Origin of the sequence: Bacillus sp. HMF5848, from assembly GCF_003944835.1 — a bacterium.
In the GTDB taxonomy this organism is placed as follows: Bacteria; Bacillota; Bacilli; order Bacillales; family HMF5848; genus HMF5848.
The window spans coordinates 15001-28501 of record NZ_RWIV01000001.1; the positions used below are offsets into that span (position 1 = coordinate 15001).

Genomic DNA, 13501 nt, shown 5'->3' on the forward strand with positions numbered 1-13501 from the left:
TCGCTCAACGGATAAAAGCTACCCCGGGGATAACAGGCTTATCTCCCCCAAGAGTCCACATCGACGGGGAGGTTTGGCACCTCGATGTCGGCTCATCGCATCCTGGGGCTGTAGTCGGTCCCAAGGGTTGGGCTGTTCGCCCATTAAAGCGGTACGCGAGCTGGGTTCAGAACGTCGTGAGACAGTTCGGTCCCTATCCGTCGTGGGCGTAGGAAATTTGAGAGGAGCTGTCCTTAGTACGAGAGGACCGGGATGGACGCACCGCTGGTGTACCAGTTGTCTTGCCAAAGGCATCGCTGGGTAGCTATGTGCGGACGGGATAAGTGCTGAAAGCATCTAAGCATGAAGCCCCCCTCAAGATGAGATTTCCCATTCTAAGATCCCTTGAAGATGACAAGGTAGATAGGTTCGAGGTGGAAGCGTGGTGACACGTGGAGCTGACGAATACTAATCGATCGAAGACTTAACCAAAAGTCGACGCACAAACATCAGTTGTTGTATTATCGTTATCTAGTTTTGAGGGAACAATCCCTATATAAAATTGTATAGTTTGGTGACGATGGCGAAGAGGTCACACCCGTTCCCATCCCGAACACGGAAGTTAAGCTCTTCAGCGCCGATGGTAGTTGGGGCATTGCCCCTGTGAGAGTAGGACGTCGCCAAGCAAACAAGCGAGTAGCCAATAGGTTACTCGCTTTTATGTTTTTAAGAAACAGTCGACCATGAGGTCGAAAGAGAAGATAGAAGTACATACAATTAAGCGAGAGACACGAGGAGCAAGAAGGATGAGGAAGCAAAGGAGAGAGCAGCGGAGTGTATGATACGTCCGACGAGCAGTGAACGACTGCGGCTGACGAAGAGATTAACGGGGCGATAGGTAGTTGTTGGGAAGGAATTAGTCCCTCTGCACTCACCACGTCGTGTGGCGAACGCAGAGGCCAATGTATTCTGTGTAAGCACCAAGTAATAGAAGTGTTAGAGTAAAGAGATAAAAGATTTATAACCCTCCTGTATTATCCTAAAAAGGAATTTTTCAAAAAACAGGAGTATTCGTAATGCCCAAAAGGTATGTGAAAACGTATTATATATTAAAATTTTTAATCTAGGTGAGATTGTTCATCCCAACGATCGAGTAGATAATGGAGAATAAGAAATGGTATTTTTTCTACTGTTATAGATAAAAATTGGTAAATAAATGGGTAATCACTATTTGAATGTGTGTGTAGTGCTTCATTCCACCATTCGGTTTCGTACCTACAAATCATGCTTAAATTATATAATATGAGATAATGAGCCATTATTTCGGAAATAGGTAATAGATGCTCCCTATGGATAGGCCAATAAAATGCTTGTTCATATAGGTGTATACACATTGGAAAACAGGCATACATATGTACATTTTGTGGCGAATCTATTGTAAATGACAAATTTTTATTATTAATAGGTTTTAGTGTAAATGGAACTTCTTTGTTTATGAACGATTCGAATCGTGACTGGGTCATATGATATGTATCCAGTAACTGTTGTGGGAAGTTAAATGTCAAGTCTTTAAAAGAGCCGATTCGTACTAGCGCAGTTTGTCTATTGGATAATGAGAATAAATGGTTTATTTCAGGTATTTGTCTGAGAAGCAGGTCCATAGAGAATTTTTCTCCTTCAAGATGTTTCACATGGAACATCTTTTCAGAAAAATGTGTGAACAGACCATTTTTTTGAATTTTAACTTCATCATCTAAAAATTCATAGCCTTGTTTTTTTCTTTTTCGCGTGGATACTCCATGAGCCAAAACAGAGGTAGATTCAGGATATGTAGGATCTACTGTTAATAAGCAGGCTTTGAGTAGTTGAACCATACCGTAAAAAAGTAGCATCGGTTTAATAGATAATGGTGCATGAATAGCTGTTTCATAATAACTTTGTCCATGTTTTAAATAATAAATAAAGGCATAACTGTTATCATAGCTTTTTCTGCTTCCGTCATGGATATTATTGCTAGTATATAGCTTATTAAGCAGTTGCTGTGTAATACTAGTTGAGTGGAAAGATGTGTATGTTTTCCATAGTCGATCAAGTGATATCAAAGTGATCCCTCCATATGCTTTATTTTTTGCGTAGTGGATAACTTTATTCAATCTTGACACAATAATCTGCTACTGTTACTCTACTAATAATATTTAGTCAGGTAATGGGGGTCATATTTAAAATGTGGGAAACAAAGTTTGCTAAAGAAGGCTTAACGTTTGATGATGTATTGCTAGTACCAGCTCACTCAACTGTGCTACCAAGAGATGTTAATATTCAAGTAGAGTTGACAACGACTTTAAAGCTTAACATCCCTATAATTAGTGCAGGGATGGATACTGTTACGGAAGCAGAATTAGCAATTGCCATGGCCCGACAAGGTGGTCTAGGAATAATACACAAGAACATGTCTATTGAGCAACAAGCAGAGCAAGTAGACAAAGTTAAAAGAAGTGAAAGTGGAGTAATTACAGATCCATTTTTCTTAACTCCTGATCAACAAGTATTTGATGCGGAGCATTTAATGGGTAAGTATCGGATTTCAGGTGTTCCAATTGTTAATAGTGAAAGTGAGCAAAAGCTGGTAGGAATTATTACGAATCGTGACCTTCGTTTTATTCAAGACTACTCAATAAAAATTGAAGAAGTAATGACAAAGGATCATTTAGTAACTGCTCCAGTTGGAACGACTTTAGAGCAGGCAGAAAAGATTCTTCAAAAATATAAAATCGAAAAACTACCTTTAGTGGATGAGAACAATGTCTTAAAAGGGCTAATAACCATAAAAGATATTGAAAAGGTCATTGAGTTCCCCAATTCAGCTAAAGATGCCCAAGGTAGGTTACTTTGTGGAGCTGCAGTAGGAATTGGTGCGGACACATTGATGCGAGTAGAGAAGCTTGTTCAAGCTCAAACCGATGTTATCGTAATCGATACTGCGCATGGACATTCTCAAGGTGTTCTAGATATGGTTAGTAAAATTCGAAATCTATATCCTAGTCTAAACATTATTGCAGGGAACGTTGCTACGGCTGAAGCGACAAGAGCTTTGATTGAAGCAGGAGCCGATATCGTAAAAGTGGGCATTGGACCTGGTTCTATATGTACAACGCGTGTAGTAGCTGGAGTAGGCGTACCACAAATTACGGCTATTTATGATTGTGCTACTGAGGCACGTAAATATAATAAAGCAATCATAGCTGATGGTGGTATAAAATATTCTGGTGATATATCAAAGGCGCTAGCAGCTGGTGGACATGCGGTTATGCTTGGTAGCTTACTTGCAGGTGTATCAGAAAGTCCAGGTGAAACAGAAATATATCAAGGCAGACGCTTTAAAGTATATCGTGGAATGGGTTCTGTAGCGGCTATGGAAAAAGGTAGTAAGGATCGTTATTTCCAAGAAGACAACAAAAAATTCGTTCCAGAAGGTATTGAAGGGCGATTACCTTATAAAGGTCCTCTAGCGGATACGTTATACCAGCTCATAGGTGGCCTTCGATCCAGTATGGGGTATTGTGGTGCTGATGATCTTCAAAATCTGAGAGAGAATACCCAATTCATACGCATGACCGGGGCAGGTTTGCGTGAAAGCCATCCTCATGATGTTCAAATTACTAAAGAAGCACCTAATTATTCGCTACAATAGGACTATTGCTCCAAATCATGGCAGAGGACACCTCTGTCTATTTTTTTTTCATATAGTATGATAAAATCTAGTTTATGTACGAACAGAAATTAAATACTAATCTTTGAAAAAAGTACAAGTGGAGGTTGACACAGTGGTTTTAAAAAGACTGCAAAAAATGATTATTCTGAGCGTGATCTGTACGTTCCTTCTTATACCATTTCATAATAGTGTGGCTGCGGAGGAAACAGATTTTCTTGATATAAACGCTAAGGCTGCTATATTAATTGAAGCTAGTACAGGAAAGATATTATATCAAAAAAATATAGATGGACCGCTAGGCATTGCAAGTATGACAAAAATGATGACGGAATATTTATTGCTTGAAGCGATTGACGAAGGTCGCGTTTCTTGGGATCAAATGTATAATGTAACAGATCTTGTGTATAGAATTTCTCAAAATCGTGGTTTATCAAATGTTCCATTGCGTAAAGATGGCACATACTCTATTAGAGAATTATACGAAGCAATGGCAATCTATTCTGCTAATGGAGCAACCATTGCTATTGCTGAAACATTAGCTGGCTCTGAGTCAAACTTTGTTCAGATGATGAACGAAAAAGGAAAAGAATTAGGCTTAGAAGATTTTAAATTCGTGAACTCTACAGGACTTAACAATAGTGATTTACTTGGTCAACATCCAGCTGGAACTGGTGAATCAGATGAAAATGTAATGTCTGCTAGATCAGTTGCAAAGCTCGCAAAAGCTATGCTGGACAAATACCCAGAAATTCTTGAAACAGCTAGTATCCCTAAAAAAGTTTTCCGTGAGGGAACAGACGATGCGATAAATATGGCTAACTGGAACTTTATGTTACCAGGTCTTGTTGCAGGATATGAAGGGGTAGATGGATTAAAAACAGGCTATACAAATTTCGCAGGTCTATGTTTTACATCAACAGCCGAGAGAAATGGTATTCGATTTATTACTGTTGTGTTAGATGCTCAAACTGAAAAGACCGGAACGAGTCGGTACCTAGCACGTTTTGATGAAACAGCCAAAATGTTAAACTACGCATTTAGTAATTATACTGTTGAAGAGCTATTTCCAGCTAATTATCAAATGGAAGGATCAGAAGTATTACCTGTAGAAAAAGGTAAGGCTGATACAGTTGAAATTGCAACTAACGATTCTATAAAAATGGTTATAAAAGCAGGGGAAAAAGACCAATACAAACCTGTCTATGTAATTGACGAAAGCCTTCTTACTGAAGATGGTGAATTAACGGCACCAATTGAGGAAGGTACGACAGTAGGATATATGACTATTGAAGCAGAAGGAACAGAGGATTATGGCTTTATCACCGAGGATGGTGCATCTCAGATGAAGGTCGGGCTTGTAACGACAGACTCTGTTGAAAAAGCAAATTGGTTCGTATTATCAATGCGAGCTATTGGTGGATTTTTCTCTGACTTATGGTCAACAATTGCAGGTTCGATAAAAGGATTATTCTCTTAAAAAACTCCCAAATGGGAGTTTTTTTTTATAAGAAAAATACTACATCTAAATTCTAAGTACGAGTTAACTTAAAGAAAAATACTAGTATAATGTATATCTAACATATAGATGTATAAAGAATGCCTAGTACCGAACGATAAGTATGGTTGACTAAAAATGAAGAAGTCTTTCATCATAAATGAATTATTATTGTCCTATTTTACCAACTATTCTTAGTGGTTTTAAAAAAATAAAATATATGTATTAGTTTTTTTTCGTAATTTAAGGTAAAATAATGGACAGATGTTTTTTTATTGTAAATAATCAGTACATATATTATAGAGGGGGATTTATACATGGCAGTAACAGGAACAGATCGTGTAAAACGTGGGATGGCTGAAATGCAAAAGGGTGGCGTTATTATGGACGTTATTAACGCTGAGCAAGCTAAGATTGCTGAGGAAGCAGGCGCAGTTGCTGTTATGGCACTTGAACGTGTTCCAGCTGATATTAGAGCTGCTGGTGGTGTATCACGGATGGCTGATCCAACAATCACTGAAGAGGTTGTAAATGCCGTTAGTATTCCGGTTATGGCAAAATGTCGAATTGGACATATTGTAGAAGCACGTGTGTTAGAAACGTTAGGAATCGATTATATCGATGAAAGTGAAGTACTAACACCTGCGGATGAAGAGTTCCATATTGATAAGCGTTCTTTCACAGTCCCTTTTGTATGCGGATGTCGTGATCTTGGTGAAGCTTTGCGTCGTATTGGCGAAGGTGCTTCTATGTTGCGTACGAAAGGTGAGCCTGGTACAGGAAATATTGTTGAGGCAGTTCGCCATATGAGAAAAGTAAATGCTCAAGTTCGCAAAGTAGTGAGTATGAGTGAAGATGAATTAATGGCAGAAGCAAAATTACTAGGTGCGCCATTCGAACTAATGCTTCAAATTAGAGAATTAGGTCGATTACCAGTCGTTAACTTTGCAGCAGGTGGAGTAGCAACACCAGCTGATGCTGCACTTATGATGCAATTAGGAGCAGACGGCGTATTTGTAGGTTCAGGTATCTTTAAATCAGACAACCCAGCTAAGTTTGCTCGCTCTATTGTAGAAGCAACAACACACTATCAAGACTATGAGCTTATTGCTAGCCTATCTAAAGGCTTAGGAAATGCTATGAAAGGTATTGATATTGCATCAATTCTACCAGAGCATCGTATGCAAGAGCGTGGCTGGTAAGAAGGAGTAGTCTTTCATGATAAAAATTGGTGTTTTAGCACTACAAGGTGCTGTCCGTGAGCATATACGCTCCATCGAGGCATGTGGTGCAGAAGGCGTAGCAATAAAGCGACCTGAGCAGCTTGAAGAGATTGACGGGTTAATTTTACCTGGTGGTGAAAGTACAACAATGCGTCGTCTCATTGATAAATATGGGTTTATGGAGCCACTAAACGAGTTTGCTAACAGTAAGAAACCTATGTTCGGAACATGTGCAGGATTAATTTTGCTTGCCAAACGTATTGTCGGATATGATGAACCACATCTTGGAGTTTTTGATGTTACAGTTGAGAGAAATTCATTTGGTCGTCAACGTGAGAGCTTTGAAGCTGAGTTATTAATTCATGGAGTAGCAGATGACTTCGTAGGCGTGTTTATTAGAGCACCACATATTGTAGAGGCAAGTGAACATGTAGAGATACTTGCTAAACATAATGATCGAATTGTAGCTGCGAGACAAGGACATTTACTAGGTTGTTCATTCCATCCAGAATTAACAGATGATCACCGTTTGACACAGTACTTCATAAATATGGTACATGAAGAAGAATCTGCATAAGGCTATTGATTGTCGGATAAACTTGTAGTACATTATTATATAAAATAATGAAAAAGCGTTGATAGGAAATAGTAACAGGTAAGTTTGTCTATAGAGAGCCGGTGGTTGGTGTGAATCGGTGGCAGCCCTTGTGAATCCATCCTTGAGCAAAATACGGAACGTTGTCTTTGTAAGTAATATTATGACAGCTAGTAAGTATTTTCGGCTTGTACAAGTCGTTATGTATGTGAGCGGTAGAATTATTCTGATATTCTGCAAGCAGGGTGGCAACGCGGGTTAACTCTCGTCCCTTTTATTAGGGATGGGAGTTTTTGTGTTTTTCAGGAAAATATACAAGGAGATGAAAAAAATGTTAGATGCTAAATTACTTAGAACGAATTTTCAAGAGATTAAGGAAAAGCTAGCACATCGTGGGGAAGATTTAACTGATTTTGATAAATTTGAGGCACTAGATGAAAAACGTCGACAACTTATCATTCAAGTTGAGGAGTTAAAAAGTAAGAGGAACGAAGTTTCTCAACAAATTGCTGTCATGAAACGCGAAAAGAAGGATGCCGACCATTTAATATTAGAAATGCGTCAAGTAGGCGATAAAGTTAAGACACTTGATGAAGAACTTCGCGAAGTAGAGGCTACGCTCGAGCAGTTACTATTATCTATTCCAAACATTCCACATGAAAGTGTGCCTGTTGGAGAAACGGAAGATGATAATGTGGAGGTTAGACAGTGGGGAAATACACCAGGCTTTGATTTCGAACCAAAACCACATTGGGAAATTGCTGAAGAATTAGGAATTTTAGATTTTGAACGTGCAGGCAAGGTAACAGGTAGTCGTTTTGTATTTTACAAAGGGTTAGGAGCACGTCTCGAGCGTGCATTATATAATTTCATGCTTGATCTTCATGTAGACGAGCATGGGTATGAAGAAGTATTACCACCGTTTATTGTGAACCGTGCTAGCATGACAGGTACAGGCCAACTGCCGAAATTTGAAGAAGACGCATTTAAGCTACAAGAAGTAGATTACTTCCTAATTCCAACCGCTGAGGTTCCTGTCACGAATCTGCACCGCGATGAAATCCTAACTGCTGAGGAGCTGCCAAAGAATTATGTTGCATTTAGTGCATGCTTCCGCTCAGAGGCTGGTTCAGCGGGACGTGATACTAGAGGGTTGATTCGTCAGCATCAATTTAATAAAGTAGAACTAGTGAAGTTTGTTCGCCCAGAGGATTCATACGAAGAGCTTGAAAAACTAACTGGGCATGCTGAAAAGGTGCTACAGCTTCTAAAATTACCATACCGAGTTTTAAGCATGTGCACAGCGGATTTAGGCTTTACCGCTGCGAAAAAATATGATCTTGAAGTATGGATTCCAAGCTATGAAACTTATCGTGAAATCTCTTCTTGCAGTAACTTTGAGGGCTTCCAAGCAAGACGAGCGAGTATTCGCTTCCGACCAGAACCAAAGGCTAAACCAGAGCATGTTCATACATTAAACGGATCTGGTCTTGCTATCGGCCGAACGGTAGCGGCTATTTTAGAAAATTATCAGCAAGCTGATGGATCTGTAGTAATTCCGGAAGTTCTTGTACCATATATGGGTGGTAAAACAGTTATAACAAAGGATAAATAAGAGGAGGAGCCTTTAGCTCCTTGATCTAAACGTTATAGAAAGTATAAGTTTTATAGCCTTGATTAGTGTTTAGCTTCAGCGTCTAGCCTCGCGAGCCCTTAAGCCGTCCGCCTCCGTAGGGAAGCCCCTTCCTGTGGAGGCCGTCTTAAGCTGGTCGTGGCTGAACAAGGCGCTTGCGCTTTTCTTAAGCAAAATTATACTGATTTTATTGACAAGCTATTTTTCTATATGATATATTATATCTTGTCGATACGGAGGAATACCCAAGTCCGGCTGAAGGGATCGGTCTTGAAAACCGACAGGGGTGTTAAAGCCCGCGGGGGTTCGAATCCCTCTTCCTCCGCCATTATTATATTACATCGACAAGTTATCACTTGTATAACCAAAAAAGCGCATATATGTTTGGAGATACAAAAAACCTGCTATTTTATAGCAGGTTTTTTTTTAAGTATTGCAGAAATTACTTAAGCTTATAACGTATATAGTCTAAGTTATTCGTAGGTACTTCTTTAATAATCTCTCCGCGGATGTCTGTATATATTTCGTACTCTCTGTACGTTTCTACTTGATACCCGTCGATGGCATCTATGTTTATTAACTTATACTCGAGTTCCATATGTAAATTATTTGCTTGCTCACTGTTTACTTCAAGGCTTGTGTCTTGCATTTCAGGGAATGTTGATACAGGTATCATTCTCATTGTTTGTTCATCTAAATAGGCAGTTGAAAAAAGTAACAACAGTAAACAAGCGATTGAGATGCCTTTTGATAGTCTCATACTTATAAACTCCTTTTAAAAGTAGTATTATGTGAATATCGATAAAACTTAAAGCTAAAGTATTATATTACTTAGTACGAATACCGAAAGCTAGTTATATTTTCACCTTAGTCTTTTAATTAACGTTCATATTCGACATGTGTCTTACGCTATGCATTAATAATATGTATGCATGTCCTCAACTAAAATATGTCATTTTAAGAAATGAGCATGTGCTGAAATGTTAAAAAAAATATCGAATCATTAGTAAGTTGGTAGCAATCATCATATAATTAAAGGATATGTAAGGCAGGAGGTATTAAAAAAGTGAAAAAGAAAACAATTGTATTTACAGGTGGCGGAACAGCAGGTCACGTAACCCCCAATATAGCTATTATTAATGAGTTAAACAAAGATACATGGAATATACATTACATAGGGTCCAAAAAAGGTATAGAGCGGGAATTGATTGAAAAAGTTAAAATTCCGTATTATGAAATAAGTAGCGGAAAGCTCAGAAGGTATTTAGACTTTGAAAATGTAGTTGATATGTTTCGCGTAGTAAAGGGCTGTTTAGACGCTAGAAGGATTCTTAAAAAAATAAAGCCTGATGTGGTCTTCTCAAAAGGAGGATTTGTCTCAGTCCCAGTTATCATTGCTGCGAAATCATTAAATATCCCTACATTTATCCATGAAAGTGATATGACACCAGGGTTAGCGAATAAAATATCGCAACGATTTGCTACAAAGATTTTCACATCTTTTGAAGAAACAAAACAATACTTCCCAGCTAGTAAAACAACCGTTATCGGATCTCCTATAAGGAAAGAGATATTAACTGGAGATGATAAGAAGGCACGGGAATTTTTAGATTTTACAGAAGCAAAGCCGATTATTACAATCATGGGTGGCAGCCTTGGTGCAAGAAAAATAAATGAAGTAGTGAGAGCATCTTTACCTGAACTCTTATATACATATCAAATTGTTCACCTATGTGGAAAAGGGAACTTAGATGAGAGTTTAATGTCACAGCGAGGATATAAGCAGTTTGAATATGTGCATGGTGAGTTAGCTGATATTTTAGCAGCAACTGACTATGTAATTACGAGAGGTGGCTCAAATGCAATATTTGAGTTTTTAGCGCTCCAAATACCAATGGTAATTATTCCGCTAGGCTTAAATCAAAGTAGAGGCGACCAAATTATGAATGCTAAGTCTTTTGCGGAAAAAGGATATTCACTAACGTTAGAAGAGGAAAAACTTACTTCAAATTCATTGACCGAAGCTTTATCAACTATTAAAGAAAATAAAGATCAGTTTAAAGGCTGTATGCGAAATTCACCACAAAGGGATGCACTACAAATACTTGTGACTGAAATAGAATCGATATAAGTAACAGAGAGGGCTACTACAACTTGTAGTGCTCTTTTTTTTTTGACATATAGAAAAGTATATTCGTGTTGTATTTATGTTAAAATCTACAATTTTCCAAACATTGCCTAAAATCTCGCTAACTTTTTTTAAAAATATGATACTTTTAAAAAAACACTAATTAGAGGGTGAGTACAATGTCACGTAAATTAAAAAAATTTTCACTCGTAATGTTCGGCAGTGTTCTTGGACTGGTTATAGCTCTCATGTTACTTATATATGTATCACCGAATGGAAAGATAACGTTCCCTATAAAACATAAACCTGTTTTTAGCTCAGAGAATATAGAGCAGTATCCTACTGCACTTAAAACTATTAATAATAGAATTGTTGATGAAGATGGTCAACCATTTCAAATGAAAGGTTTAATGGCCCAGGATCCTGCCGTTTTAAAAAATAGAAATCTCTTTTCTAAGAAACTGTATGAGGACATAAGAGAAACAGGTGCTAATACTATTCGTGTTCCTGTTCATCCAGACCGTTGGGTCGATGATGAAGATTATTTATGGCGCTATCTTGATAAGATTGTAGCATGGGCAGGAGAATTAGGGATGTATGTTATTATCGATTGGCATTACATCGGGAATATACAATCAGGAGTAGGTGCTCAATTACCTGATATTGATGAGCATCCGTTAGATTTAACGATACAATTTTGGGAGCAGGTAGCTCCGTATTTTAAAGATGTACCACATGTAATATTTGAAATTTATAATGAACCTGCTGATATTAATGAGCAAACATGGCAGAAGCATGCTAATGATATAGTTCAAATCGTTAGAAAAGCTGGCGCGGACCAACTCATTATTGTTGGTGGCATTGATTATTCATTTGATATTACGTGGGCACTCGATAATCCTATAGACAGTAAGAATATTGCGTACACTTCTCATGTTTACCCCTCCCGTTCAAGGTTATTATGGGACGTATATATACGCGAAGTGGCTGAAACATATCCCGTTCTTGTAACAGAGTGGGGTTTTATGAATGTGAGTCGTAATGAGACGAAACAAACATATTTAATTGGATCTACGGAGGAGTTTGGAGCACCATTTTTGGACTTTATGAATGAACATAATATAGGGTGGGTTGCATGCTGGTACGATGATACATGGGAACCTCCAATGTTTGAGAAAAACTTCAAGGCGACAAATGAATTTGGTGAATTTATTTTAAGTACACTAAAGGAATGATTAAGACGTTTATAACAAGAATTATTATTTTATAGTAGCATCACAAAAAAGGTCTACTGTCCTTGTTTGACAGTAGACCTTCTTTTACACCAATGCTTATCGAGCTCTTTGAATGCGTGTGTGTTTTTGTAGCATGGTTGAGATGCTAGTGACGATTTCTTGAAGAGATTCATGGTCTTCACAGTCATATGAATCAATATCAAGCTGTAGGACAGGACAAAGCTGGAAGTTGTTTATCCATGTTTGATAACGCTGATATAGATTCTCCCAGTACGATACAGGAGTTTCAAGTTCCATAGGGCGTCCTCTTTGCTGCATTCGATTTATAATGCTATCAAAAGATCCATTTACATATATGAGAAGATCTGGTTTCGGAAAATATGGGTCCATTGTCATTGCCTCAAACATAGAGGAATAAGCAAGAAAGTCTCTATCTGACATGTTACCTGACTCATATTGTAGCTTACCGAATATTTGATAGTCCTCAAAGATACTACGGTCTTGTACGTAGCCACCACCAGAGGCTACCATTTCTTTTTGTTGTTTAAAACGTTCTGCGAGGAAATACACTTGGAGATGAAAAGCCCAGCGTTTAAAATCTTTATAGTAATCTTCTAAATATGGATTGTTTTGTACACTTTCATAAGCTGGTTTAAAGTCAATTGCTTCAGACAAACGAGTTGTTAATGTAGATTTTCCAACTCCCACTGTTCCAGCCAATGTTATAATAGCGTTTTTTGGTATGTTATGAACAAATTTCATGATTCCACTCCAATGGCATTGATTTCTTTATCGTTTGTAAGATAAAGTTATAATCTTGTTTGTTGTGTACGAAATCTATATCATCAACATCTAACGTGATGACGATTGTATCTGGATGATGCTTTTTGAAAATTTCTATTGCAGATATATATTCATTTGATAGACGTTGTAAATAGCTTGCATCAATTTGTGCTTCGAAGTCTCTGCCTCTCATGGCAATACGACGTAGTAATGTATCAGTGGTCGCATTTAAATAAATGAGCATATGAGGTTTAGGTAAATCTTCACTTAAAATATGATATACTTTTTCGTATTTCTCATATTTTGACTGATCTAATGTTAATTTTGCAAAAACGAGATTTTTCATTATATGATAGTCAGAAACAACAGATATACCCTTTTGTAGCTTGAATTTATGTAAATCTTCAAGCTGCTTTACGCGGTTACATAGGAAGAACATTTCTGTTTGGAAGCTGTACTCTTCAATATTTTCATAAAAGAGGGGTAAAAAAGGATTTTCTGATACAATTTCTTTTAAAATACTGGCATGTAATGTGCGTGATAGCATAGAACTTAGTGATGATTTGCCAACACCAATTGGACCTTCCACCGCAATAAAAAAATTGCTCACCAAGTTTCCCCCCTTTGACGTGAATTCATAATGTGATAAAAGTCTTCTTTATTCGACAGACTTTTTATATTGTAGCATAATCTAATCAATTTGGGGGCGCCTTTTTTG

Annotated in this window: 11 protein-coding genes, 1 tRNA gene, 2 rRNA genes and 1 other annotated feature (1 of these 15 cut by a window edge); of the genes, 10 read left to right on the forward strand and 4 right to left on the reverse strand. The window is 37.8% G+C overall.

The annotated features are described in order from the left end of the window. Nucleotides 1–471, forward strand: a 23S ribosomal RNA gene (locus EJF36_RS00060); it begins 2448 nt to the left of the window's first position. A gap of 78 nt (nt 472–549) precedes the next feature. Next, nucleotides 550–665: ribosomal RNA gene (gene rrf / locus EJF36_RS00065) — 5S ribosomal RNA — on the forward strand. A gap of 432 nt (nt 666–1097) precedes the next feature. On the opposite strand, the gene EJF36_RS00070 is transcribed toward rrf, so the two are convergent. Beyond that, nucleotides 1098–2081 carry a YaaC family protein gene (locus EJF36_RS00070; RefSeq protein ID WP_125904446.1) on the reverse strand — a complete coding sequence of 328 codons (984 nt, stop codon included), beginning with the start codon at nt 2079–2081 and terminating at the stop codon, nt 1098–1100. A gap of 122 nt (nt 2082–2203) precedes the next feature. On the opposite strand from EJF36_RS00070, the gene guaB reads away from it, so the two are divergent. From guaB to EJF36_RS00100, 6 genes are all read left to right on the forward strand, one after another. Next, entirely contained in the window at nt 2204–3670 is a 1467-nt protein-coding gene (gene guaB / locus EJF36_RS00075) for an IMP dehydrogenase (RefSeq protein ID WP_125904447.1), read from the forward strand. A 157-nt stretch (nt 3671–3827) separates the two neighbouring features. Continuing rightward, a complete protein-coding gene (locus EJF36_RS00080) occupies nt 3828–5168 on the forward strand; it encodes a D-alanyl-D-alanine carboxypeptidase family protein (protein WP_125908208.1) in 1341 nt (446 codons plus the stop codon). A gap of 335 nt (nt 5169–5503) precedes the next feature. Continuing rightward, on the forward strand, nt 5504–6388 hold the full coding sequence (pdxS, locus tag EJF36_RS00085; protein ID WP_125904448.1) for a pyridoxal 5'-phosphate synthase lyase subunit PdxS: 885 nt from the start codon (nt 5504–5506) through the stop codon (nt 6386–6388). A 16-nt stretch (nt 6389–6404) separates the two neighbouring features. Beyond that, nucleotides 6405–6986 (forward strand): pyridoxal 5'-phosphate synthase glutaminase subunit PdxT, encoded by a 582-nt coding sequence (gene pdxT / locus EJF36_RS00090; RefSeq protein WP_125904449.1) that lies wholly within the window; start codon nt 6405–6407, stop codon nt 6984–6986. Between the two features lie 49 nt (nt 6987–7035). Next, nucleotides 7036–7280 (forward strand) — a binding site (T-box leader). A gap of 55 nt (nt 7281–7335) precedes the next feature. After that, nucleotides 7336–8619: a serine--tRNA ligase gene (serS, locus tag EJF36_RS00095; protein WP_125904450.1), complete on the forward strand. Its 1284-nt coding sequence runs from the start codon at nt 7336–7338 to the stop codon at nt 8617–8619. A 253-nt stretch (nt 8620–8872) separates the two neighbouring features. Then, nucleotides 8873–8965 (forward strand) — tRNA-Ser (locus EJF36_RS00100). Nucleotides 8966–9079: 114 nt separating this feature from the next. Here EJF36_RS00100 and EJF36_RS00105 read toward each other — a convergent pair. Beyond that, nucleotides 9080–9397 (reverse strand): hypothetical protein, encoded by a 318-nt coding sequence (locus EJF36_RS00105; RefSeq protein WP_125904451.1) that lies wholly within the window; start codon nt 9395–9397, stop codon nt 9080–9082. Nucleotides 9398–9703: 306 nt separating this feature from the next. Here EJF36_RS00105 and EJF36_RS00110 point away from each other — a divergent pair, with 306 nt between their 5' ends. Together EJF36_RS00110 and EJF36_RS00115 are read left to right on the forward strand one after the other, a co-directional pair. Then, the gene (locus EJF36_RS00110) at nt 9704–10768 is read left to right on the forward strand and encodes an undecaprenyldiphospho-muramoylpentapeptide beta-N-acetylglucosaminyltransferase (protein ID WP_125904452.1); all 1065 of its coding nucleotides are present in this window, start codon (nt 9704–9706) and stop codon (nt 10766–10768) included. A gap of 176 nt (nt 10769–10944) precedes the next feature. After that, nucleotides 10945–12000, forward strand: a complete 1056-nt coding sequence (locus tag EJF36_RS00115; protein ID WP_125904453.1) for a glycoside hydrolase family 5 protein — start codon at nt 10945–10947, stop codon at nt 11998–12000. A gap of 96 nt (nt 12001–12096) precedes the next feature. Here the strand turns inward: EJF36_RS00115 and EJF36_RS00120 are convergent, their stop codons facing one another. Together EJF36_RS00120 and EJF36_RS00125 are read right to left on the reverse strand one after the other, a co-directional pair. Further along, nucleotides 12097–12762, reverse strand: coding sequence for a deoxynucleoside kinase (locus tag EJF36_RS00120; protein WP_125904454.1), 666 nt, complete (start codon nt 12760–12762; stop codon nt 12097–12099). Further along, nucleotides 12746–13396 carry a deoxynucleoside kinase gene (locus tag EJF36_RS00125; protein ID WP_221760706.1) on the reverse strand — a complete coding sequence of 217 codons (651 nt, stop codon included), beginning with the start codon at nt 13394–13396 and terminating at the stop codon, nt 12746–12748. The genes EJF36_RS00120 and EJF36_RS00125 overlap by 17 nt, the downstream gene beginning before the upstream one ends. Nucleotides 13397–13501 lie beyond the last annotated feature (105 nt).

What these genes read in the sequence shown, in the direction of transcription:
- guaB (WP_125904447.1), top strand. Translation starts at nt 2,204, where the DNA reads ATGTGGGAAACAAAGTTTGCTAAAGAAGGCTTAACGTTTGATGATGTA.
- EJF36_RS00080 (WP_125908208.1), top strand. Translation starts at nt 3,828, where the DNA reads ATGATTATTCTGAGCGTGATCTGTACGTTCCTTCTTATACCATTTCAT.
- pdxS (WP_125904448.1), top strand. Translation starts at nt 5,504, where the DNA reads ATGGCAGTAACAGGAACAGATCGTGTAAAACGTGGGATGGCTGAAATG.
- pdxT (WP_125904449.1), top strand. Translation starts at nt 6,405, where the DNA reads ATGATAAAAATTGGTGTTTTAGCACTACAAGGTGCTGTCCGTGAGCAT.
- serS (WP_125904450.1), top strand. Translation starts at nt 7,336, where the DNA reads ATGTTAGATGCTAAATTACTTAGAACGAATTTTCAAGAGATTAAGGAA.
- EJF36_RS00105 (WP_125904451.1), bottom strand. Translation starts at nt 9,397, where the DNA reads ATGAGACTATCAAAAGGCATCTCAATCGCTTGTTTACTGTTGTTACTT.
- EJF36_RS00115 (WP_125904453.1), top strand. Translation starts at nt 10,945, where the DNA reads ATGTCACGTAAATTAAAAAAATTTTCACTCGTAATGTTCGGCAGTGTT.
- EJF36_RS00120 (WP_125904454.1), bottom strand. Translation starts at nt 12,762, where the DNA reads ATGAAATTTGTTCATAACATACCAAAAAACGCTATTATAACATTGGCT.